This is a genomic window from Streptomyces sp. NPDC002057 (genome assembly GCF_040296665.1).
In the GTDB taxonomy this organism is placed as follows: domain Bacteria; phylum Actinomycetota; class Actinomycetes; order Streptomycetales; family Streptomycetaceae; genus Streptomyces.
The window spans coordinates 19,606-42,399 of record NZ_JBEOXR010000044.1 but is presented as its reverse complement, the minus strand read 5'-3'; the positions used below and the strand labels follow the sequence as shown (position 1 = coordinate 42,399).

The following is a 22,794-nucleotide window of genomic DNA, read 5'->3' as shown; positions in this document are numbered from 1 at the left end:
GCAGTTCTTCGAGAGGTTCTTTCCGATGCGTCAATCGTCCGTCATTTCCCGCCGCGTGGCAGCGGCCGCCGTCAGTCTCGTCCTGGCCTCCGGCGCCGTCGCCTGCGCCGGACCCGAGGACACCGGCGCCAAGAGCGGCACCTCCGGCAAGGCCGCGGGCACCCCGCAGAAGGGCGGCACGCTCACCGTCCTCAACGCCGAGGCCCAGACCGACTTCGACCCCGCCCGCCTCTACACCTCCGGCGGCGGCAACGTCCCCTCCCTCGTCTTCCGCACGCTCACCACCCGCAACCGCGAGGCGGGCGCCCCCGGCACCCAGGTCGTCCCCGACCTCGCCACCGACATCGGCCGTCCCAACAAGGACGCCACGGAGTGGACGTACACGCTGAAGGAGGGCCTGAAGTTCGAGGACGGCACGCCCATCACCAGCGCCGACGTCAAGTACGGCATCGAGCGCTCCTTCGCCGCCGAGCTCTCCGGCGGAGCCCCGTACCTGCGTGACTGGCTGGTCGGCGGCGACACCTACCAGGGCCCTTACAAGGACAAGAAGGGCCTCGCCTCCATCGTCACCCCCGACGCCCGGACGATCGTCTTCAAGCTGAGGAAGCCCGAGGGCGAGTTCCCCTTCGTCGCCACCCAGACCCAGTTCACCCCCGTCCCGAAGGCCAAGGACACCGGCGCGAAGTACGAGGAGCACCCCGTCTCCTCCGGCCCGTACAAGGTCGTCAAGAACGAGAACGACGGCGAGCGCCTCACCCTGGAGCGCAACGAGCACTGGGACCCCAAGACCGACGAGGAGCGCAAGGCCTACCCGGACAGGATCGACGTCAGGTCCGGGCTCGACGAGGCCGTCATCAACCAGCGCCTCGCCACCTCCTCCGGCGCCGACTCCGCCGCCGTCACCACCGACACCAACCTCGGACCGGCCGAACTCGCGCAGGTCGGCTCCGACAAGGCCCTCGCCGCCCGCGTCGGCACCGGCCACTTCGGCTTCACCAACTACATCGCCTTCAACCCCAAGGTGAAGCCCTTCGACAACCCGAAGGTGCGCCAGGCGATCTCGTACGCCATCAACCGCACCAGCGTCGTCAACGCGGCCGGCGGCTCCTCGCTCGCCGAGCCCGCCACCACCTTCCTGCCCGAGCAGAAGGCCTTCGGCTTCACGCCGTACGACCACTTCCCGGCCGGGAAGACGGGCGACCCGGAGAAGGCCAGGCAGCTCCTGAAGGAGGCCGGACACCCCAACGGCCTCAAGATCACCCTGCTGCACTCCACCGCCCAGAACCGCGCCACCAGCCCCGAGATCGCCACCGCCGTCCAGGAGGCCCTCGGCAAGGCCGGCATCACCGTCGAGCTCGACGGGCAGGAGCCCAACTCCTTCAACGAGAAGCGCTGGAGCGTCAAGGACGCCCCCGGCTTCTTCCTCTCCCGCTGGGGCGCCGACTGGCCGGCCGGCGGCCCGTTCCTCGCGCCGATCTTCGACGGACGCCAGATCGTCGCCAACGGCTCCAACTACAACCACGCGCAGCTGAACGACCCCGCGGTCAACAAGGAGATCGACGAGATCAACAAGCTGACCGACCTCAAGGCCGCCGCCGCCCGCTGGGGCGCCCTCGACAAGAAGATCGGCGAGCAGGCGCTCGACGTGCCCCTCTTCCACCCGGTCTACAAGCGGCTCGTCGGCAAGGACATCAAGAACGTCGTCATCAGCGACTGGACCGGCGTCCTCGACATCTCGCAGGTCGCCGTCAAGTGACCGCGTCGATCGACACGACGGCGCCCGTGGCGGGCATCCCCGCCACGGGCGCCGCCCGGCAGGTGTGGCGACGGCTCCGCACCCGCCCCGCCGCCCTCGTCTCCGCCGCCGTCCTCCTCCTGCTCGTCCTCCTCGCCCTCGCCGCGCCGCTGCTCGCCGCCCTGGAGGGGCAGGACCCGAACACGTACCACGACGACCTCGTCGACTCGGCCCGCGGCGGCGTCCCGTACGGCGCCTTCGGCGGCGCGAGCGCCGACCACTGGCTGGGCGTCGAACCCGGCACCGGCCGCGACCTGTTCGTCCGGCTCCTGTACGGCGCCCGGATCTCCCTCCTCGTCGCCGTCGGCGCCACCGCCGTCCAGATCCTCATCGGCGTCCTCGTCGGACTCGTCGCCGGGCTCGGCGGCCGCTGGATCGACGGCGTCCTCGGCCGGATCACCGACGTGCTCGTCGCCCTGCCGATGCTGGTCCTCGCCGTCGCGCTGACCGCCGTCGTCCCGCGCGACTTCCCCCGGCCCCTGCTGCTGATCCTCGTCATCGGCTTCCTCGGCTGGGCCGGGACCTCCCGGATCGTCCGCGCCCAGACCCTCACCCTCAGAAGCCTCGACTTCGTCGCGGCCTCCCGCCTGGCGGGCTCGGGGCCGTGGCGGACCGCACGGCGCGAACTCCTGCCCTCCCTCGCCGCCCCCGTCATCACGTACGCGGCGATCCTCGTCCCCACCAACATCGTCGTCGAGGCGTCCCTCTCCTTCCTCGGCGTGGGCGTCACCCCGCCCACCCCGTCCTGGGGACAGATGCTGTCGAGCGCCCAGACCTGGTTCCGGGCCGACCCCGCGTACGTCCTGCTGCCCGCCGGACTGCTCTTCGTCACCGTGCTCGCCTTCACCGTCCTCGGCGACGCGGTCCGCACGGCCCTCGACCCGCGCGAGGCGAGCCGGCTCGCCGTGGGCACCCGTAAGGAGACCTCCCGATGACCCGCTTCGTCCTCAAGCGGCTCGCGGGTGCCGTGCTCGTCCTCCTGGCGCTCTCGGTCCTCGTGTACTCGCTCTTCTACCTGGCCCCCGGCGACCCCGCCCGGCTCGCCTGCGGAGAGCGCTGCAACCCCCAGCAGATCGCCCAGGTCCGCGAACAGCTCGGCCTGAACGACAGCATGGTCACCCAGTACCTGCACTTCCTCCAGGGCGTGTTCACCGGCCGCGACTACTCCACCGGCACCTCCCTCGTCCACTGCGACGCGCCCTGCCTCGGCCTCTCCTACCAGAGCGACCAGCAGGTCACCCAGCTCGTCCTGGAACGGCTCCCCGCCACCGCCTCCCTCGTCGTGGGTGCCCTGGCCGTCTGGCTGGTCGTCGGCGTCGGCACCGGAGTGCTCTCCGCGCTCCGCCGGGGCGGCCCCACCGAGCGGATCCTGACCCTGCTCACCCTCGCCGGGAGCGGCACCCCCGTCTTCATCCTCGGCCTGCTGCTCCTCATGGCCGTCTGCGCCTACCTCCAGTGGCTGCCCTTCCCCAGCTACGTGCCGTTCGGCGAGAACCCCGAGCAGTGGGGCTGGAACCTGCTCCTTCCCTGGCTCACCCTCGGCCTCTTCGAATCCGCCAAGTACGCCCGGCTCACCCGGAGCGCCACCCTGGAGACGCTCGCCGAGGACCACATCCGCACCTTCCGCGCCTACGGGGTGGGGGAGCGGTCCGTCGTCACCCGCCACGCGCTGCGCGGCGCCGTCCCGCCGGTCATCGCGATCAGCGCCGTCGACCTCGGCTCGATGTTCGGCGGGGCCGTCCTCACCGAGTCCCTCTTCGGCATCCCCGGGCTCGGCAAGACCCTCATCGACGGGGTGCGCGCGATCGACCTGCCCGTCGTGGTGGGCGTGGTCATGGTGACGGGCACCTTCGTCGTCCTCGCCAACGTCCTCGCGGACCTGCTCTACGCCGCCGCCGACCGAAGGGTGGTCCTGACGTGACCCCGATCGTCGAAGTACGGGACCTGACCGTCGAGTTCAGCCGCGAGGGCGAGCCCGTGCGCGCCGTCGACGGCCTCTCCTTCACCCTCGACGAGGGCCGCGCCCTCGCCCTCGTCGGCGAGTCCGGCAGCGGCAAGTCCACCGTCGCCGCGGCCCTCCTCGGACTCCACCGGGGGACCGGCGCGAAGGTCGGCGGCACCGTACGCGTCGGCGGCGTCGACGTCGCCGCCGCCGGGGCCGGTGAGCTGCGGAGACTGCGCGGCGGAGTCGCCGCCATGGTCTTCCAGGACCCGCTCTCCGCCCTCGATCCGTACTACGCCGTCGGCGACCAGATCGCCGAGGTGTACCGCATCCACGCCGGAGGCTCCCGGCGCGCCGCCCGCGCCCGCGCCGTGGAGGTCCTCGACCGGGTCGGCATCCCGGACGCGGCCCGCCGCTCCCGCTCCCGCCCGCACGAGTTCAGCGGCGGCATGCGGCAGCGGGCCCTGCTCGCGATGGCCCTCGCCTGCGCCCCCCGGCTCCTCGTCGCCGACGAGCCCACCACCGCCCTCGACGTCACCGTGCAGGCCCAGATCCTCGACCTGCTGCACGAGCTGCGGCGCGAGACGGGCACCGCGCTGCTCCTCGTCACCCACGACGTGGGCGTCGCCGCCGAGAGCGTCGACGAGGTACTCGTCATGCGAGGCGGCCGGGAGGTCGAACGCGGCCCCGTGGAAGGGGTGCTGGGCGCGCCGTCGGAGCCGTACACGCGCCGGCTGCTCGCCGCCGTGCCCCGGCTCGACGGCCCGGTGCGCGCCCCCCTGGCCAAGGGCGAGCCGCTGCTCGAAGCGCGCGAGCTGCGCAGGGAGTTCGGGCGCGGCGGGAGGGCCGTGACCGCCGTCGAGGGAGCCTCCCTCACCGTCCACGCGGGGGAGACCCTCGGCGTCGTCGGCGAGTCCGGCAGCGGCAAGACCACTCTCGGCCGCATGCTGGTGCGGCTCCTCGACCCGACCGGCGGCGAACTCCGTTACGGGGGTACGGAGATCGGCGCCCTCCCGGAGCGGGAACTGCGCCCCTACCGCCACGAGCTCCAGATGGTCTTCCAGGACCCGGTCGCCTCCCTCAACCCGCGCCGCTCCGTCGGCGAGTCGATCGCCGACCCCCTGCGCGTGGCCGGGGAGCGCGACGAGACCCGGATACGGGGCCGGGTGCGGGAGCTGCTCGACCGGGTGGGGCTCGACCCCGACCGGTACGGGGCGTACCCGCACGAGTTCAGCGGCGGGCAGCGCCAGCGCGTCGGCATCGCCCGCGCGCTCGCCGCCGAGCCCCGGCTGATCGTCTGCGACGAGCCCGTCTCCGCGCTCGACGTCACCACCCAGGCCCAGGTGACCGCGCTGCTCGCCGAACTCCAGGCCGAACTGGGCCTCGGGCTCGTCTTCATCGCCCACGACCTCGCGGTCGTCCGGCAGGTCAGCGACCGGGTCGCCGTCATGCGCGCCGGCCGGATCGTCGAACAGGGCACGGTCGAGGAGGTGTACGGCGCGCCCCGGCACGCGTACACCCGGCAACTGCTCGCCGCCGTCCCCTCGCTCGATCCGGTGCGCGCGGCCGAACGCCGGGAGCGACGCCAGGAGCTGGCCGCCGCTTGACCCTCCGTGACCGTTCTGCCGCTTAGCGCGACAGAACGCGACCGGGGTGGGAAAGTTACGTGCATTCACCCCTTCCGGTGGTGCGACGGACAACCGTCCGTCGCTCCACCGGTATCTCCGCTTACGTTCTTCCCGCTGCGAGTCGCCGGACCGACGGTGACCGGCGTCAAGGGAGAACGGGGGTGCGCTCGTGCGGATCGGACTGCTCACGGAGGGCGGCTACCCGTACGCCACCGGCGAGTCCGGACTCTGGTGCGACCGGCTCGTACGCGGACTCGGGCAGCACCAGTTCGACCTGTACGCCCTCGGCGGGTCCGGCACCCCGCGCCCGCTCCCCCCGAACACCCGCGTCGCGCGCGCCGCGGACCCGTGGAGCCCCGACGCCGCCCCGGCGGGCAGAAGCCTCCTCGAGCGGAGCGCCTTCGGCGACCGCGCCGCCCGCCGCGCCTACGGCCGCCGCGAGCGCCGCCGCTTCACCGAGGCCCTCCACCAGCTGGCCGTGGGACTGTGCGCGGAGCCGGCCGCCGGTGACGTCGCCTCCTCCTCGGCTCTCTCCGCCGCCGATCCCTCCCCCGCCTCCGGCCCCTCCTTCGCCACCGGGCTCTACGCCCTCGCCGAACTCGCCCGCGAGCGCGGCGGACTGCCCGGCGCGCTCCGCTCCGACGACGCCGTCCGCACCCTCGAATCCGCCTGCCGCGCGCCCGGCGCACGCCGGGGCGCGGCCGCCGCCGGACTCCCCGACCACCTCGCCTTCGTCGACCACCTGGAGCGGGCCCTGCGCCCCCTCTCCCTCGACTGGTACGCGGAGGACGCCCTCGGCGCGGCCGACCTCTGCCACGCCGCCGCCGGAGGCACCACCGCGCTCCCCGGCCTGCTGGCCAAACGCTTCTTCGGTACCCCTCTCCTCGTCACCGAGTACGGCGTCCAGCTCCGCTCCCACTACCTCTCCGCCGCCGGCGCCGACCGCTCCGCACCCCTGCGCACCCTGCTCGCCGCCCTGCACGGCGGACTCGCCGCCGAGGTCTACCGGCAGGCCGCGCTCCTCACCCCCGGCAACGCCCACACCCGCCGCTGGCAGGAGAAGTGCGGCGCCGACCGGGCCCGCATCCGGACCGTCCACCCCGGCATGGCGGCCGACCGCTTCGCCGAGGTCGGCGAGGACGAGGAGAGCGGCGACCCCGCCACCCTGGTCTGGGTCGGCCGCGTCGAACCCGCCAAGGACCTCATCGCCCTGCTCCACGCCTTCGCCGAGATCCGGGCCCGCCGGCCCGACGCCCGGCTCAGGATCGTCGCCGTACCCGTACGGGAACCCGGAGCCGGCGCCTACCTCGCCCACTGCAAGGGCCTCGCCGCCCAGCTCTTCCCCGACGAGGCCGCCGGGGCGCACGCCGTCGGCGAGAACCCCGTCACCTTCGAGGAACTCGGCGGCCCCGAGGCACCCACCCTGGAGGACACCTACGCCTCCGGCGCGGTCGTCGTCCTCTCCAGCGTCGTCGAGGGCTTCCCCGCCGGTCTCGTCGAAGCCATGCTCTGCGCCCGGGCCACCGTCTCCACCGACGTCGGCGCGGTCGTCGAGATCATCGGCGGCACCGGCCTCGTCGTCCCCCCGCGCAACCCCCGGGCACTCGCCGACGCCTGCCTCGCGCTGCTGTGCGACCCCGAGCGCCGCCACCGCCTGGGCGCCGCCGCCCGCGCCCGCGCGCTCGAACTCTTCACCGTCGAACAGAACCTCGCCGCGTTCCGCGGCATCTACCTCGAACTCCTCTCCCACGCGCCGGTGCGCCACCGCCCCGGCGACGGCGTGCCCTTCGCCCACCCCGCCGAGGCGCACGTGCCGGGCAGCTGGGCGCAGAAGGCCGTGACCGCCGGGACAGGAGGCCCCGATGCCTGAAGGAGACACCCCCATGCCCGGCTCCGCCGCCCCGACGAGCCCCGGCGCCTGGGACGCCCGCTCCGAGGCCCTCCTCGGCGCCCCCGCACCGGCCCCCCGCGCCGTGACGGGCCTCGACCCCCGCACCCCCGACGACACCGCCGACCCCCCACCGTCCGGGATAGCCCCGGCCCCGGGGGAGGCCGCCGCGATGCCCCCACGACCGGAGACGGCGGGGGAGCCGACCGCCCCGGTCCCCACCGCCGCCCCCGTCGCACCCGCACCGGCCCCGGCCGGGCCCCCGGCCGACCGGGAGCGGATCGCCCCCGCCCCCCGCGCCCGGCGCGGGAACGCCGACCCCGTGAAAGTCCTCATGCACCGTCACCGGGAGCTCTGCGAACGGGCCGTCGACCCGCTGGAGATCGCCGCCGGCCTCGAAGCCCAGGGATTCACCGACCGGACCGCCGCACGGTTCCGGCACCGGGACGTCTTCTCGCTGGCCGAGGAGCTGTACGTCCGCGTGCCCCGCGGCACCGACACCGCCACGGCACCGGCGTCCACGGCACTCCGTACCGACGCGTGGCTGCTCGCCGCCCTCACCCCCGGCGCCGCCGCCGCCCTCACCGGCATCGGGCTCGCCGTCACCCACGGGCCCGTGCGCCTCGCCGTCGGCGCGACCGGGGCCCTGCTGCTCGCCGGGGCGCTCCTGTTCGCCGTCCGGCGCGGCCCCTTCCGCGCCCCCGAAGGCCGGGGCGTGCCCGCCGCCCGCCTCTGGACCCTCTGGCTCCTGGCGTACGCGGTCGGCGGCGACGGACTCCTGACCCAGGTGCTCGGCGGCGGCCCCGACGGCCTCTGGGAGCTGACCCCCGGCCCCCTCCTGGGCCTCGCCCTCGCCGTCGCCCCCGCCGCCTGGTGCGCCCGGCTCTTCGCCGACCGGGCACGCCGCCGGATCGCCGACAGCCGGGGCCTCGCCGACTTCGCCGCCGCCGCCCGGCCGCTGCTCCTCGGCACCGTGACCCTCCAACTCCTCGCCCTGACCGCCCTGCTCGGGCTCACCGGGTTCAGCCCCGGGGCCCTGGCCCTCGGCGCCCTCCTGCTGTTCGCCCGGCTCCTCACCGTCCACGGCTTCCCCGAGACGGCCGCCGCCGCCCTCGCCGCCGCCAGCGCCGCCGAGGCGCTCGCCCTCGCGAGCGTCCTCGCCGCCCGAGTCCCCCTCCCCGGCTTCGACGCGCTCGCCGTGCCCGTGCGGGCCGTCGTCGACGCCGGGGGCCCCGGAGCCGTACCCACCCTCGTCTGCGGCGCCGCCGCGCTCGGCCTGCTGGCCCACGCGACCGGCTCCCTCGCCCGGGCCTCGGCCCACGCCACCCCGTGAGAACCCGCCGCGACCCCCGCCGGAGGCCGGGCGGCCGCAGCGTCCCCCATCCCGCCGAGCCTCCCGTCAGGAAACCTCTTCGCACCCGCGGAGCCGACGCCGCGGGCGCGCCCCGTCACCTCTCCCACCACCCCGCAAGGAGTTCGAAGACCATGACCCCGCAACCCCAAGGAACGGCCGGTCGGCACGAAGGGGCCGCGCGATGAGGGTGCTACTGCTCGGAGCCAACGGCTTCATCGGCCGATTCGTCGCCGACCGGCTGCTCGCCGACCCGGCCGTCCACCTCACCGCGCTCGGCCGGGGCGACGACGCCGACGTGCGCTTCGACCTCGCCTCCGGCAGCCCGGGAGCGCTGACCCGCTTCCTCGACGCCGTCCACCCCGGGGTCGTCGTCAACTGCGCGGGCGCCACCCGCGGCGGCGCCCGCGACCTGACCCGGCACAACACCGTGGCCGTCGCCACGGTCTGCGAGGCCCTGCGGCGCAGCGGCTGCGGCGCCCGGCTCGTCCAGGTCGGCTGCGCCTCGGAGTACGGGCCGAGCCAGCCCGGCTCCTCCACCGCCGAGGACGCCGTCCCCCGCCCCGGCGGCCCGTACGGGGTGTCGAAGCTGGCGGCGACCGAACTGGTCCTCGGCTCGGGGCTCGACGCCGTCGTCCTCCGGGTGTTCTCGCCCGTGGGCCCCGGCACCCCCGCCGGCTCGCCGCTCGGCCGCCTCGCCGAGGCGATGCGCCGGGCCATGCAGGCCGGGGACGGGGAGCTCAAGCTCAGCGGCCTCGGCGTGCAGCGGGACTTCGTCGACGTCCGGGACGTCGCGCGGGCCGTCCACGCGGCCTCGCTCTCCGCCGCCCAGGGCGTCGTCAACATCGGCACCGGCCGCGCGGTCCGGCTCCGCGACGCCGCCGCCGTCCTGGCCAGGGTCGCCGGATACTCCGGCAACCTGCACGAGCTGGACGCCCCGCACGGCATGCCGCAGCGCCCGATGATCGGCGCCCCCCGCACCGAGGGGACCATCGCCGACCAGCTGGCCTCCGCCCCCTACCCGTACCCCGACGGCTGCGGACCCTGGCAGCAGGCCGACGTCCGGACCGCCCGCGACCGGCTCGGCTGGCGGCCCCGGATCAACCTGGAGGAGTCCCTCGCCGACATCTGGATGGAGGCGGCGTGTCGCATCTGACGGCGACCGGGGCGGTCCAGGCGCTCGGGGTGGGCGTGCCCGGCTACGCCCACCCGCTGCTCGCCCCGGTCGAGTGGGGCGAGCTGACCCGCCCCGGGACCCCGCTGCACTGGGCGGTGCTCAACGTGGCGGAGGGGCCGGGCAGCCGTCCCGACCCGCACTGCCTGGAGGCGGCGGGCAGGCTCCGCAGCGCCGGGGTCCGGGTCCTCGGGCACCTGGACGCGGCCCACGGCTCCCGGCCGTTCGGGGAGCTCGTCACGGACGCCCACCGCTTCCTCGACTGGTACAAGGTGGACGGCTACTACCTGGACCGCTGCCCCGCGGACCGGGCGGACCTGGCCGGGGTGCGGCGGGTCACGGCGACCCTGGAGGCGATCCTCGGCGGCGAGGCCCATCTCGTCCTCGGCCACGGCACCCACCCCCACCCGGGGTACGCCGAGACCGCCGACCAGCTGGTCACGTTCTCCGGCTCCTGGGTGGACTACCGCTGGTCGCAGGTGGCGGAGTGGACCGCCGAGTACACGGAGACGAAGTTCGTCCACCTCGTGCACGGAGTGCCGCGCACCCACCTGGAGGAGGCGCTGCGGATCGCCCGCTGGCAGGGGGCCGGGACGATCTTCTTCACCGACCGGACGGGGGCCTCGGGACAAACCGCCGCATTCCACTCGCTGCCCGGCTACTGGGACGAAATTGTCTCGCGGATCGGACCGGGTGTCTCGGAATGAGGAGGAGCGTGGCAGTGTTACGGGGAGAACAACCGTACTGACATACCGACAACCGGAGTCCCCGTGTCGCTGCCACCCCTGGTCGAGCCGGCTGCCGAGCTCACCGTAGACGAGGTCCGCAGGTACTCCCGCCACCTGATCATCCCGGACGTCGGGATGGACGGGCAGAAGCGGCTGAAGAACGCCAAGGTGCTGTGTGTCGGCGCCGGTGGCCTCGGCTCGCCGGCGCTGATGTACCTGGCCGCCGCCGGCGTGGGCACGCTCGGCATCGTGGAGTTCGACGAGGTCGACGAGTCGAACCTCCAGCGCCAGATCATCCACAGCCAGGCCGACATCGGCCGCTCCAAGGCGGCGTCGGCGCGCGACAGCGTGCTCGGCATCAACCCGTACGTGAACGTGGTCCTTCACGAGGAGCGGCTCGAAGCCGAGAACGTGATGGAGATCTTCGGTCAGTACGACCTGATCGTCGACGGCACGGACAACTTCGCCACCCGTTACCTGGTGAACGACGCCTGCGTGCTGCTGAACAAGCCGTACGTCTGGGGCTCGATCTACCGCTTCGACGGCCAGGCGTCCGTCTTCTGGTCCGAGTACGGCCCCTGCTACCGCTGCCTCTACCCGGAGCCCCCGCCGCCGGGCATGGTCCCGTCCTGCGCCGAGGGCGGCGTCCTGGGCGTGCTGTGCGCGTCCATCGGCTCCATCCAGGTCACCGAGGCCATCAAGGTGCTCGCCGGCGTGGGCGACCCGCTGGTCGGCCGCCTGATGATCTACGACGCCCTGGAGATGCAGTACCGCCAGGTCAAGGTCCGCAAGGACCCCGGCTGCGCGGTCTGCGGCGAGAACCCCACCGTCACCGAGCTCATCGACTACGAGGCCTTCTGCGGCGTCGTGTCCGAGGAGGCCCAGGAGGCGGCGCTCGGCTCCACGATCACTCCGAAGCAGCTCAAGGAGTGGATCGACGACGGCGAGAACATCGACATCATCGACGTCCGCGAGCCGAACGAGTACGAGATCGTCTCGATCCCGGGCGCGCGTCTGATCCCGAAGAACGAGTTCCTGATGGGCACCGCCCTCCAGGACCTCCCGCAGGACAAGCGGATCGTCCTGCACTGCAAGACGGGTGTCCGCAGTGCGGAGGTCCTCGCGGTGCTCAAGTCCGCGGGCTTCGCGGACGCGGTCCACGTCGGCGGCGGCGTGATCGGCTGGGTCCACCAGATCGAGCCCGAGAAGCCGGTCTACTAGTCGGCCGAACGAAGGGGCCCGGATCTCGACACGAGATCCGGGCCCCTTCTCATGCCCCGCCGCCTCTCATGCCCCGCTGCGGGCCGCCCCGCTGGAGCAGGTCTTGCCGTACGCGGGGACCTTGCCGGACAGGAGGTACGCGTCGACCGTCGCCGTCACGCACGACGACGTGCCGTACGCGCCGTGGCCCTCGCCCTCGTTGGTGACCAGCACGCCGACGCCCCCGCCGAGCTCCTTCGCCATCTTCTCCGCGCCCTCGTACGGGGTCGCCGGGTCGCCCGTCGTCCCGACGACCAGGATCGGCGCCGCGCCCGGGGCGCTCGCCTCCGGCGTCGCCCGCTCGCCCTTCACCGGCCACTCGGCGCACCAGCCGGCCGTGTCCCAGGCGAGGAACGCGCCGAACACGGGGGAGAGCCGGCGGAACTCCGGGATCAGCGCCTTCGCCTCCGCGGCGGTCGCCCGCGTGCTCGAGTCGGCGCAGGAGATCGCCCGCTGGGAGTGCGACTGGGTGGAGTAGTGGCCCTCGGCGTCACGGTCGTTGTAGTAGTCGGCGAGTTCGAGCAGGGCGCCGCCGCGACCCTTCTCGGCGTCCGCCAGGGCCTCGGTCAGGAGGGGCCAGTTGGACTGGCCGTACAGCGTCACCGCGATGCCCGTGAGCGCCAGGCCCTCGGTGAGCTTCCGCTCGCCGACGGTCAGCGGCGCGCGGTCGAGCTTCCGCAGCAGGCGCGCGATCCGCTCGCTGCCGGCCTTCGGCGCCTCGCCGTTGCTCTTCAGGTAGTTGTCCAGGGCCCGCTGGAAACCGATCGTCTGGTGGCGGGCGTGCCCGACGGTGTCGGCGGTCGGGTCGACGACCGCGTCGAGGACGAGGCGGCCCACGTTCTTCGGGAAGAGGTGGGCGTAGGTGCCGCCGAGCTGCGTCCCGTACGAGATGCCGAAGTAGTGGAGCTTCGCGTCCCCCAGGACCTGCCGGATCAGGTCCAGGTCGCGGGCGGTGGCGGTGGTCGTGGTGTGCGGGAGGAGCGCGGCGGAGCGGCGGGCGCAGCCGGCGGCGAAGTCGGCGTTGTCCTTGAGGTACGTGGCCTCCTCGGCTGCCGAGTCCGGGGTGAGGTCGACGGTCGCCTCGGCGGCGGCGTGTTCGGCGTCGCTCCGGCAGACCACGCCGGAGCTGCGGCTCACCCCGCGCGGGTCGAAGCCCACCAGGTCGTAGCGGGTGCCGAGCGTGTCGTAGTCCTGCGCCACCTGCGGCAGGATGTCGACGCCGGAGCCGCCGGGGCCGCCGAAGTTGAAGAGCAGCGAGCCGATGCGGTCGCCCTTCCGGCCGGCCTCCTTGCGGATCAGCGCGATCGGGATCGTCGCGCCCTCGGGCTTCGCGTGGTCGAGCGGCACCTTGACGGTGGCGCAGCGCCACTCCGCACCGGGCCTCTCGCCGCCCTCGGGGGCCGCGCACCGCTTCCAGTCGGGGCGCTGGCCCGTCAGGGAGGCGGGCAGCGGGGGAGCGGCGGGCGCGCCGTCCGACGGCTTCGCGTCGGTGGTGCGCGGCGGGGCCGTGGTGGGGGTGGCGGACGGCGCCCCGCCGCCGGCGCTCGTACAGCCCGCGACGAGCAGGCCGGTGACGGCCAGGACGGCCGCGCGGATACGTATGGACATGTGTTCCCCCCAGGAGCCTGCAAGGCGGCCCATCCTAAAGGGGCCTCGGGACGGGGCTACTTGCAGACCGTGCCGGAGGCCGGGACCCTGCCGTCCAGGAGGTACCCGTCGACCGCCTTCTTCACGCACGCGCTGCCGCTGGTGTAGGCACCGTGGCCCTCGCCCTCGTACGTCAGCTCCACGCCGACACCCGGGCCGAGCGCCTCCACCATCGACCGCGCTCCCTCGTACGGGGTGGCCGGGTCGCCGGTGTTGCCGACGACCAGGATCGGCGCCGAGCCGGGCGCGGAGACGTCCGGGTTCTCCCAGGTGCCGGGCACCGGCCACTGCGAGCAGCTGGAGAGGGCCCAGCCCATGAAGTCGCCGAAGACGGGGGAGGCCTCGCGGAACTGGCCGAGGCGCTCCTTCGCCTGGCCGAGGGTGTAGCGCTCCTTGAAGTCCACGCAGTTGATGGCGGCGTTGGCGGCCTGGATGTTGCTGTAGGAGCCGTTCGGGCCGCGGCCGTTCATCGAGTCGGAGAGGTTGAGGAGCAGCGCCCCGTCGCCGCCGTCGGCGTCGTCGAGCCCCTGCTCCAGATAGGTCCAGTACTCCTTGGAGTACAGGGCCTGCGCGATGCCGTTGGTGGCCTGCGTCTGGGTGAGCTTGCGCTCGCCGATGCCCGCGATCGGCTTCTTGTCGAGGGCGGCGAGGAGGTCGGTGATGAAGGACTCGATCTCGGCGACGCTCGTCCCGGGCAGGGTGCACTCGTCGCCCCGGTCCACACAGTCCTGGGCGAAGTTGTCGAGGGCGAGCTGGAAGCCCTTCGCCTGGCCGAGCGCGCCCTCCTCGACGCCCGCGTCCGGGTCGACGACGGCGTCGAAGACGGCCCGGCCGACGTTCGAGGGGAACTGGTGGGCGTAGACGCCGCCGAGTTCGGTGCCGTACGAGATGCCGAAGTAGTGGAGCTTGTCGTCGCCGAGGACCTGGCGCATCAGGTCCAGGTCCCGGGCCGCGTTCTCGGTGCCGACGTGCGGGAGCGACGGACCCGCGTTCTTCTCGCAGCCGGCCGCGTACCTCTTCTGCGCGTCCGAGAGGGTCCGTTCCTCCGCCTCGTCGTCGGGCGTGAAGTCCAGGGCGTAGTAGGCGTCGAGCTCCTCGTCGCCGAGGCACTCGACGGGGTCGCTGCGGCCCACCCCGCGCGGGTCGAAGGAGACCAGGTCGTAGCGGCCGCGCAGCCCCTCGTACTCGTTGGCGAAGGCGGGCAGCCCGGTGACGCCGGAACCGCCGGGCCCGCCGAAGTTGAAGACGAGCGAACCGATCCGCCGCTCCCGGTCGCGGGCGCGGGCCCGGATGAGCGCGAGCTCGATCGTCTCGCCCTCCGGAACCGCCCAGTTCAGCGGGGCCTGGAGGAAGGAGCACTCCCAGGCGGCGCCGCCGGGCAGCGGCGAGGGCGCGGCCCCGCCGCCCTCGGCGGCGGACGGCGGCGGGCACGGCGCCCAGGACAGCTTCTGCGACGTCAGGGTGGAGAGCGCGGCCGAACCGCTCGGCGTCGCCGGAGCCGCCGCCTCGTCTCCCCCGTCCGAGCACCCGGCGGCGAGCAGCACGGTCGTGGCGGTCAGCAGAGCGGCGCGCTGGGCGGCGGAGATCGGCATACGCCCATGGTGGGTCGCGGGCCCGGCCGCCGCGCGGGACGGAGGTCCAAGTGGGTGGGCCCGGCACCGGCGCCCCGCCCCACGGCCCCGTCCTACAGCGCTTCGCGTTTCGTCAGCCAGTTGAAGCAGATCCACCCCGGCAGCACCGGGATCCACAGCGTCAGCAGGCGGTAGAGGAGCACCGCCGGGGTCGCGACCTCCAGGGGGAGGCCCACCGCGACCAGGCCGAAGGTGAGCGCGCCCTCGACCGCGCCGACACCGCCCGGCGTCGGCGCCGCCGAGCCGAGGGCGTTGCCCGCGAGGAAGACCACCGCCACGCTCGCGTAGCTGATCGACTGGTGGCCGTGGCCGAAGGCCCGGATCGAGGCGTCCAGACAGAGCACGAACGCGCCGGTGAGCAGCAGCATCCCGCCGATGCCGGTCAGCAGCTTCATCGGCCGCTGGAGCACGTCCAGCATGCGCGGGACCACGCCCGCGAAGAGCGAGCGCAGCCGGGTCGACACGAACTTGCGCATGAACGGGATCGCCGTCACCACGAGCACGAGCACCGCGACCGTGAGCAGACCGGCGATCACCGTCCTCGACGGTGTGAAGGACTGCGACTTCTCCGTGCCCGTCAGGTAGCCGAAGGCGAGCAGCAGCAGGATGTGCGCGCCGAGGCCGAAGAGCTGGGAGGCGCCGACGCTCGCCACCGCGAGCCCCGGCCGGACCCCCGCGCGCTGGAGGAAGCGGGTGTTGAGGGCGACGCCGCCGACCGCCGCCGGGGCGACGATCTTCACGAACGAGCCGGCGACCTGCGCCACCACCGTCCGCCAGAACCCGACCCGCTCCGGCACGAAGCCCAGCAGGCTCATCGCCGCCGCCAGATAGCTGACCGCGGAGAACAGCACCGCGGCCGCCACCCACCGCCAGTCCGCCTGGCTGATCGTCGACAGCGGCGTCCGGGCGATCTGCGACAGCAGGAAGTACGCGGCGACCGCGCCCGCGATCAGGCTGACCAGGGTCCGCGGCTTGATCCGCTCAAGCCGGACCGGCTCCACGGGGGCCTGCGGACGGATCAGCAGCACCTGCTGGCGGATCTGGGCCAGCAGGTCCTCCTCGCGGGCCTCGTCGAGCGCCGTGTCGAGGGCCCGTTTCTCGGCCTTCTTGTCCGCCTTCTTCTCGGCCTTCGTCTCCGCCCGGACGACGGTCGGGTCCGCGGCGGCCTCCGCGGCCTCGGCCTTCGCCAGCTCCCGCTCGTGCTTGGCCGCCTCCGACGCGGCGAGCACCGCCTCCCGCTCGCGAGCCGACCGCTCGCGGGCCAGTCTTCGCAGCGTCGCGCGCGTGGAGCGGCTCAGCGCGATCGGCTGGAGCAGCGGCAGACAGTCGGCGACCGTGTCCGGGCCGAGCACCTCGACGGCCGCGGCGACCGCCCGCTCGGCCCCGACCCGCAGACCCAAGGTGGTGAGCAGCTGGGCGATGTCCATCCGCAGGATCAGGTCGCCGGCGGCGATCTCGCCGCCCCGCAGATCGGTGAGGATCACCCTGCCGGAACGATCCACCAGAATCGCGTCGCCCGTGAGCCTGCGGTGCGCGATCCGGCGCGACTGGAGCGCCCGCACCTGCCGGAAGGCGCTGCGGACCAGCTCGTCGGTGATGTCGTCGTCGTCCAGCGAGTCCAGGCTCCGGCCGCCGATGTGCTCGTACACGAGCATCACGGCGTCCGGGCCGAGCTCCGAGGTGGCGATCAGCTTCGGCGCGTTCGCCCCGGCGGCGATCGCCGCGTACGCGAGGAGCGCCTCCTGTTCCAGGGCTTGGCGCAGCGAGACGATCGAGCGGCGGGTGGTGATCGTCCGCAGGGTGATCCGCCGCCACGCGCGGTAGAAGAAGCCGTGCGCCTGCTGCTCCCGGTCGACGACGGTGACGTCGAGCGGTGGCCCGTCCTCCAGGGTCACGATGTACCGGCGGCCCCGGTCCCCGCTGTCCGCGGAGTCGGGGACGCCCTCGGCGCGCAGCGCCGTCACCGGCCGGAAGCCGACCCGGCGCAGCCCGGCGAGGAGGGTCTGGCCGGTGGGCCGCACGTTGGGGGAGCCCACCGCGTAGAGCGTGCCGTACGCCACCGTCCAGCCGATGAGGACGGTCAGGATGATCGAGAGCGCGGTGGTGTAGCCCGCCACCAGCATGGTGAAGGCGTCGAGCAGCAGCACCACCCAGAGCGACACCCGCCAGCGCGGTCTGCGGGCCATGCCGACGGCGGTCATGTACGCGATGACCGGGGCGAGGTAGTTGTGCACCGGGTCGGTCAGCCCGCCGCCGGACTGCGGCTGGGTCAGCGCGTCCTGGATCGTGCCGGGCGCGGCCTGGGCGACCCAGAGGTCGGTGGCGAGGGTGACGCCGTGGGCGAGGACGGCGGCGAGGACGCCGTCCGCGATCCGCAGCCCGTCCCGTTTGATCAGGCGTTCGATGGCGAAGGCGACGGGGACGAGCAGGACGGCGATGGAGGAGACGAGACCGGCGATCTTGACGAAGACATCGGGTGCGCCGACGGCACCCTTGTTGATGTCCTCCTCCAGGCCCGAGGTCGTCGCGTGGGCGAACGCGGCGACGGCGATGACGAGCCCGATGGCGAGCAGACCGGCGAGCAGCCGCATCAGGTCGGAGGGCCGGTGGACGCGGGCGGCGAGCAGCGGCTCGTCGCCGGAGACCCGCTCGGGCACGTCGGGCTGGGCCTCCTCCGGAGGCTGCGTGTCCTGCCCCATCACCATGTCCGTCTCTGCATGCGCGTCGTGTCGTTCCCGTGCCGGTACGTCTGCTCGTACGCCGTCTGGAACGTGCTCTTGTTCTTGTTCCGGTTCTTGTACTTGTCGCTCTTGATCTCGTATCACCAGTCACCGCCCGCACGATGGTGGCACGAAGAGCCACCGCGCGGAGGCATCAGGGCCATGTCGGTGGGGTGAGGCAGGATGGGGCGGATGAGCGTGGAGGAGCCCGTGGGGGAGACCGGAGAACTGCCCGAGTACGCGGAGCGGGTGCTCGACGTCGCCGACGGGATCCCGCCCGGCCGGGTGATGACCTACGGCGACGTCGCCGAATGGCTGGGTGAGGGCGGGCCGCGCCAGGTCGGCCGCGTCATGGCCCTGTACGGCGGGACGGCACCCTGGTGGCGGGTGGTCCGGGCGGACGGCACGCTGCTCCCCGGGCACGAGCTGAGGGCCCTCGGCCACTACCGCGAGGAGGGCACCCCGCTGCGCGAGGCGGGCCGGGCGGCCGAGGGACACGTACCGAGGATCGACATGCGGCGGGCCCGCTGGGACGGAACTCACACCTGACGGCTCCGGCCGGGAGGCCACGGGCCGGGCGGGGCGCGAGCGGCGCCCGGCGGGGCACCCGGGCGACGGAACGGGGTACGGAGTACGGCTCGGCGACGGTCCGTTTCGCGTAACGTCGACGTTCGCGTCTCCCGAGGCGACGGCGGGCCGACGAGCCCGCCGGCCGTCCGCCGCGGACGGCCGCCTCACCCGCACCACCACTCCCACCAGGACCGGCGACCCACGTGAGTACCTCCTCGACCACCCGGCGTACGCCGCCGCACCAGGGACAGCCGTACCCGGGTCCGGGACGGCAGCGGACCCCGGGCGCGTACCGACTGGTGCGTACCACGCCGGCCCCGATGGATCCCCCTCAGCTGGACGCAGCCCAGCGGGAAGTGGTTGACCACACCGCCGGACCGCTTCTCGTCCTCGCCGGACCCGGCACCGGCAAGACGACCACCCTCGTCGAGGCCGTTGCCGCCCGCATGGAGAACGGCGCCGACCCCGAACGCCTCCTCGTCCTCACCTTCAGCCGCAAGGCCGCCGTCGAACTCCGCGACCGCATGGCCGCCCGGCTCGGCGGCCGCCGCCCGCCCCAGGCCACCACCTTCCACTCGTACTGCTACGCCCTGATCCGCGCCCACCAGGACGCCGAACTCTTCGCCGAACCCCTGCGGCTGCTCTCCGGACCCGAGCAGGACCTCGCCGTGCGCGAGCTGCTCGCCGGCCACATCGACCTGGAGAAGGCCGGCCTCGGGAGCATCCGCTGGCCCGACGAACTCCGCGCCTGCCTCACCACCCGCGGCTTCGCCGACGAGGTACGCGCCGTCCTCGCCCGCTCCCGCGAACTGGGCCTCGGACCCGACGCGCTCGCCCGCTTCGCCGAACGGGTCGGCCGCCCCGACTGGAAGGCGGCGGCCGGCTTCCTCGCCGAGTACCTCGACGTCCTCGACCTCCAGGGCGTCCTCGACTACACCGAACTCGTCCACCGGGCCGTACCGCTCGCCGGGAACCCCGGCCTGCCCGCGTACGACGCCGTCTACGTCGACGAGTACCAGGACACCGACCCGGCACAGGTCCGGCTGCTCCACGCGCTCGCCGGCACCGGACCCCGCACGGTGATCGCCTTCGGCGACCCGGACCAGTCCATCTACGCCTTCCGCGGCGCCGACGTGAACGGCATCCTCGACTTCCCCGCCTCCTTCGGCGGCGCCGGCGTACGGGTCCTGCGCACCGCACGCCGCTCCGGCGCGGAACTGCTCGGGGCGACCCGGTTCCTCGCCCGCCGGATGCCGATGCCCCGGCTCCCCGCCGACAAGGTCCGCGCCCACCGCGACCTCACGGCCGCCCGCGACGGCGGCGGGGCGGAGGCGTACACCTACCCCACCGCCTCGGCGGAGGCCGAGAACATCGCCGACCTGCTGCGCCGCGCCCACCTGGAGGACGGCGTCCCCTGGCAGGACATGGCCGTCCTCACCCGCGCCGCCGCCGCCCTCCCGTCCCTCCGCCGCGCCCTCACGTCCGCCGGCGTCCCGGTGGAGACGGACGCGGCGGACACCCCCCTGCGCCACGAACCGGCGGTCGCGCCGCTGCTCCTCGCGCTGCGCGCGGTGTCGACCGCGGGCCCCGTCACCGACGAGCCCGACGCCACCCCCGACTGGCTCCCCACCGAGACCGCCCTGGAACTGCTCGCCTCCCCCCTCGCCGGAGTCGACCCCGCCGACCTCCGCCGCCTCGGCCGCGCCCTCCGCGACGAGGAGCGGGCCGCCGGGAACAAGGTCCCGCCCCCCTCCGACGTCCTCCTCGCCCGCGCGCTCGCCGAGCCCGAGCGGCTCGTCGCGCACGACCCCGCCCACGCGCGCGGCGCGAAACGGCTCGGCGACCTGCTCCGCGACACCCGCACCCTCCTCGCCGACGGCGGCACCGCCGAGGAGGCCCTCTGGGTGCTCTGGAACGGCACCCCCTGGCCCGGCCGCCTGGAGCGCGCCGCCCTCCGCGGCGGCCCCGCCGGACGGAACGCCGACCGCGACCTCGACGCCGTCTGCGCCCTCTTCGAGACCGCCGCCCGCGCCGAGGAGCGCGTCGGCGGCCGCGGCGCCCTCAACTTCCTCGAAGAGGTCGACGCCCAGGACATCGCCGCCGACACCCTCACCCGCCGCCACACCCGCCCCGACGCCGTCCGCCTCATGACCGCCCACCGGTCCAAGGGCCTCGAATGGGACCTCGTCGTCGTCGCGGGCGTCCAGGAGGGCCTCTGGCCCGACCTGCGCCGCCGCGGCTCCCTCCTGGAGGCCGACCGCATCGGCCGCGACGGCCTCGCCGAGCCCCTCACCCCCGGCGCCCTCCTCGCCGAGGAACGGCGGCTGTTCTACGTGGCCGCCACGCGCGCGCGGGAACGGCTCGTCGTCACCGCCGTCAAGGCCCCCGCCGGGGACGGCGACCAGCCCTCCCGTTTCCTCACCGAACTCGGCGTCGAGCCCAGGGACGTCCCCGGCCGCCCCCGCCGCCCCCTCGCCGTCTCCGCGCTCGTCGCCGAACTGCGCGCCACCACCGTCGACCCCGACGCCTCGCCCGCGCTCCGCGACGCGGCCGCCCACCGCCTCGCCCGGCTCGCCGCGCTCACCGACGAGGACGGCCAGCCGCTCGTCCCGGCCGCCCACCCGGACCGCTGGTGGGGCCTGTTCGAACCGACGCACAGCACGGTGCCGCTGCGCGAGCGCGACCGGCCCGTCGCCCTCTCGCCCAGCTCCCTGGAGAACCTCGTCGGCACCTGCTCCCTCCAGTGGTTCCTGGGCCGCGAGGTCAAGGCCGCGGCCCCGGCCACCGCCGCCCAGGGCTTCGGCAACGTCGTCCACGTCCTCGCCGACGAGGTCGCCTCCGGCCGCACCCCCGCCGACCTCGACGTCCTCATGGCCCGCCTGGACTCCGTGTGGGACGCCCTCGCCTTCGACGCGCCCTGGAAGTCGGCCCAGGAGAAGGCCCACGCGCGCGTGGCCCTGGAACGCTTCCTGAGCTGGCACGTCATGGACCGCGGCGGCCGTACCCCCGCCGCCTCCGAGCACGGCTTCGACGTGACCCTGGAGGCCGGCGCGTACGAGGTCCGCATCCGCGGCTCCATGGACCGCGTCGAGACCGACGAGCAGGGCCGCGCGTACGTCGTCGACTTCAAGACCGGCAAGTCCGCCCCCACCAAGGACGAGGTCGCCCAGCACCCACAGCTCGCCGTCTACCAGCTCGCCGTCCGGGAAGGCGCCCTCGACGAGGTCTTCGACGGACGGCGGCCCGAACCGGGCGGCGCCGAACTCGTCCAGCTGCGGCAGGCCGCCCCCCAGAAGGAGGGCGGCGACGCCCTCCCGAAGGTCCAGGCCCAGCAGCCGCTCGCCGGGGAGTGGGTCGGCGAGCTGCTCGCCAACGCCGCCGGCCGGGTCCTCGACGAACGCTTCACCCCCTCCACCGGCCAGCACTGCACGACCTGCTTCTTCCGGGCCTCGTGCAGCGCCCAGGCGGAGGGCCGCCAGGTCGTCGACTGAGCACCCCGGCGCCGACTGTGCGGCGCGTCACGTCCCCGCCCGTACATCCCTCGCGCTCCCTCGCGGGTCACTCTCCTCGCACCGCCCGGCAAGGGCGGCGTGAGGAAACGCTGTGAACGATCGTTGTTGAGGAGTACGGGCATGAGGGCGAACAAGAGCTTCTGGGTGGCGGCGACGGTCTGCGCGGCCGTGGTCGCGGGCGCCACGGGCTGCTCCCAGGGCGACGACAAGGCCGCCGACCCCTTCGCCGGGCTCACGGCCGACGCCATCGCCGAGAAGGGCGTCCAGACCACCAAGGCGGCGACCGCCCTGCGCATGTCCGGCACCGGCAAGACCGAGGGCAAGGAGATGACCACCGACTTCACCCTCGACGCCAAGGGCTCCTGCAAGGGCACCATGGCCGCGAGCGCGGGCAAGGACGGCAAGGCCGAGATCCTGCGGACCGGCGGCTTCACCTACATGAAGGGCGACGACGCCTTCTGGCGTTCCACCGGCGGCGAGGAGGGCGCCTCCGCCGACGAGGCCGGGGCCATGGCCACGCTCCTCAAGGGCCGCTGGATGAAGATGCCGTCCCAGGGCGACGACAACGACCTCGGCTCGCTCTGCGACCTCAAGACCATGATCAAGGAGATGGACGACGAGAAGAAGAGCGACCGCACGGGCCTGACCCGCGGCGAGGACGCCGACGTCGACGGCACCCCCGCGGTCGCCCTCACCAAGAAGAAGGGCGCCGAGACCACCACGTTCTACGTCGCCAAGGAGGGCAAGCCGTACCTCCTCCGGGTCGTCGCCACCGGCGGCAAGGAGCCGGGCACGGTCACGTTCAGCGAGTTCGACAAGGCCCTCACCGTCGCCGCGCCGCCGGCCGACCAGGTCGTCGACATGGCGCAGCTCGCGGAGCTCTCCGGCTCCTGACCCGCGCGGAGTAGCGGGCACGCGCGCGCGGGGCGACTCTGGTGGACAGGGACC

15 protein-coding genes are annotated in these 22,794 nt (G+C 74.1%); 12 read left to right on the top strand and 3 right to left on the bottom strand.

The genetic code is table 11. The features are described from left to right. Window positions 1-25 precede the first annotated feature (25 nt). From ABT129_RS27885 to moeZ, 9 genes are all read left to right on the top strand, one after another. Window positions 26-1,756 carry an ABC transporter substrate-binding protein gene (locus ABT129_RS27885; protein WP_351907118.1) on the top strand — a complete coding sequence of 577 codons (1,731 nt, stop codon included), beginning with the start codon at window positions 26-28 and terminating at the stop codon, window positions 1,754-1,756. Continuing rightward, the gene (locus tag ABT129_RS27880) at window positions 1,753-2,730 is read left to right on the top strand and encodes an ABC transporter permease (protein WP_351907116.1); all 978 of its coding nucleotides are present in this window, start codon (window positions 1,753-1,755) and stop codon (window positions 2,728-2,730) included. The genes ABT129_RS27885 and ABT129_RS27880 overlap by 4 nt, the downstream gene beginning before the upstream one ends. Further along, the gene (locus ABT129_RS27875) at window positions 2,727-3,716 is read left to right on the top strand and encodes an ABC transporter permease (RefSeq protein ID WP_351907114.1); all 990 of its coding nucleotides are present in this window, start codon (window positions 2,727-2,729) and stop codon (window positions 3,714-3,716) included. The genes ABT129_RS27880 and ABT129_RS27875 overlap by 4 nt, the downstream gene beginning before the upstream one ends. Further along, window positions 3,713-5,344, top strand: coding sequence for a dipeptide ABC transporter ATP-binding protein (locus ABT129_RS27870; RefSeq protein WP_351907112.1), 1,632 nt, complete (start codon window positions 3,713-3,715; stop codon window positions 5,342-5,344). The genes ABT129_RS27875 and ABT129_RS27870 overlap by 4 nt, the downstream gene beginning before the upstream one ends. Window positions 5,345-5,534: 190 nt before the next feature. Next, on the top strand, window positions 5,535-7,235 hold the full coding sequence (locus ABT129_RS27865) for a DUF3492 domain-containing protein (RefSeq protein ID WP_351907110.1): 1,701 nt from the start codon (window positions 5,535-5,537) through the stop codon (window positions 7,233-7,235). After that, window positions 7,228-8,586 carry a hypothetical protein gene (locus ABT129_RS27860; RefSeq protein ID WP_351907108.1) on the top strand — a complete coding sequence of 453 codons (1,359 nt, stop codon included), beginning with the start codon at window positions 7,228-7,230 and terminating at the stop codon, window positions 8,584-8,586. Before ABT129_RS27865 ends, ABT129_RS27860 begins: the two co-directional genes overlap by 8 nt. A gap of 202 nt (window positions 8,587-8,788) precedes the next feature. Continuing rightward, window positions 8,789-9,760, top strand: a complete 972-nt coding sequence (locus ABT129_RS27855) for an NAD-dependent epimerase/dehydratase family protein (RefSeq protein ID WP_317878378.1) — start codon at window positions 8,789-8,791, stop codon at window positions 9,758-9,760. Further along, complete coding sequence (locus ABT129_RS27850) at window positions 9,748-10,485, top strand: spherulation-specific family 4 protein (protein ID WP_351907106.1); 738 nt, start codon at window positions 9,748-9,750, stop codon at window positions 10,483-10,485. Before ABT129_RS27855 ends, ABT129_RS27850 begins: the two co-directional genes overlap by 13 nt. A 63-nt stretch (window positions 10,486-10,548) precedes the next feature. After that, window positions 10,549-11,727: an adenylyltransferase/sulfurtransferase MoeZ gene (moeZ, locus tag ABT129_RS27845; RefSeq protein WP_351907104.1), complete on the top strand. Its 1,179-nt coding sequence runs from the start codon at window positions 10,549-10,551 to the stop codon at window positions 11,725-11,727. 66 nt (window positions 11,728-11,793) lie between these two features. Here the strand turns inward: moeZ and ABT129_RS27840 are convergent, their stop codons facing one another. From ABT129_RS27840 to ABT129_RS27830, 3 genes are all read right to left on the bottom strand, one after another. Further along, on the bottom strand, window positions 11,794-13,374 hold the full coding sequence (locus tag ABT129_RS27840; protein ID WP_351907103.1) for an alpha/beta hydrolase: 1,581 nt from the start codon (window positions 13,372-13,374) through the stop codon (window positions 11,794-11,796). 56 nt (window positions 13,375-13,430) lie between these two features. Further along, window positions 13,431-15,005 (bottom strand): alpha/beta hydrolase, encoded by a 1,575-nt coding sequence (locus tag ABT129_RS27835; protein WP_351907101.1) that lies wholly within the window; start codon window positions 15,003-15,005, stop codon window positions 13,431-13,433. Between the two features lie 92 nt (window positions 15,006-15,097). Beyond that, window positions 15,098-17,749, bottom strand: a complete 2,652-nt coding sequence (locus ABT129_RS27830; RefSeq protein WP_502981938.1) for a lysylphosphatidylglycerol synthase domain-containing protein — start codon at window positions 17,747-17,749, stop codon at window positions 15,098-15,100. A 198-nt stretch (window positions 17,750-17,947) separates the two neighbouring features. Here ABT129_RS27830 and ABT129_RS27825 point away from each other — a divergent pair, with 198 nt between their 5' ends. The 3 genes from ABT129_RS27825 to ABT129_RS27815 all read left to right on the top strand — a co-directional run bounded on the left by ABT129_RS27825 (window position 17,948) and on the right by ABT129_RS27815 (window position 22,740). Further along, the gene (locus ABT129_RS27825) at window positions 17,948-18,313 is read left to right on the top strand and encodes an MGMT family protein (RefSeq protein WP_351907097.1); all 366 of its coding nucleotides are present in this window, start codon (window positions 17,948-17,950) and stop codon (window positions 18,311-18,313) included. Window positions 18,314-18,537: 224 nt separating this feature from the next. Then, a complete protein-coding gene (locus ABT129_RS27820) occupies window positions 18,538-21,825 on the top strand; it encodes an ATP-dependent helicase (protein WP_502981937.1) in 3,288 nt (1,095 codons plus the stop codon). A gap of 141 nt (window positions 21,826-21,966) precedes the next feature. Further along, window positions 21,967-22,740 (top strand): hypothetical protein, encoded by a 774-nt coding sequence (locus ABT129_RS27815; RefSeq protein ID WP_351907093.1) that lies wholly within the window; start codon window positions 21,967-21,969, stop codon window positions 22,738-22,740. Window positions 22,741-22,794: the final 54 nt, after the last annotated feature.

Excerpts from the sequence above, each read along its gene's own strand:
- ABT129_RS27840 (WP_351907103.1), bottom strand. The coding sequence starts at position 13,374 with ATGTCCATACGTATCCGCGCGGCCGTCCTGGCCGTCACCGGCCTGCTC.
- ABT129_RS27830 (WP_502981938.1), bottom strand. The coding sequence starts at position 17,749 with ATGGTGATGGGGCAGGACACGCAGCCTCCGGAGGAGGCCCAGCCCGAC.
- ABT129_RS27875 (WP_351907114.1), top strand. The coding sequence starts at position 2,727 with ATGACCCGCTTCGTCCTCAAGCGGCTCGCGGGTGCCGTGCTCGTCCTC.
- ABT129_RS27885 (WP_351907118.1), top strand. The coding sequence starts at position 26 with ATGCGTCAATCGTCCGTCATTTCCCGCCGCGTGGCAGCGGCCGCCGTC.
- ABT129_RS27815 (WP_351907093.1), top strand. The coding sequence starts at position 21,967 with ATGAGGGCGAACAAGAGCTTCTGGGTGGCGGCGACGGTCTGCGCGGCC.
- ABT129_RS27835 (WP_351907101.1), bottom strand. The coding sequence starts at position 15,005 with ATGCCGATCTCCGCCGCCCAGCGCGCCGCTCTGCTGACCGCCACGACC.
- ABT129_RS27825 (WP_351907097.1), top strand. The coding sequence starts at position 17,948 with ATGGGGCGGATGAGCGTGGAGGAGCCCGTGGGGGAGACCGGAGAACTG.
- ABT129_RS27855 (WP_317878378.1), top strand. The coding sequence starts at position 8,789 with ATGAGGGTGCTACTGCTCGGAGCCAACGGCTTCATCGGCCGATTCGTC.
- ABT129_RS27860 (WP_351907108.1), top strand. The coding sequence starts at position 7,228 with ATGCCTGAAGGAGACACCCCCATGCCCGGCTCCGCCGCCCCGACGAGC.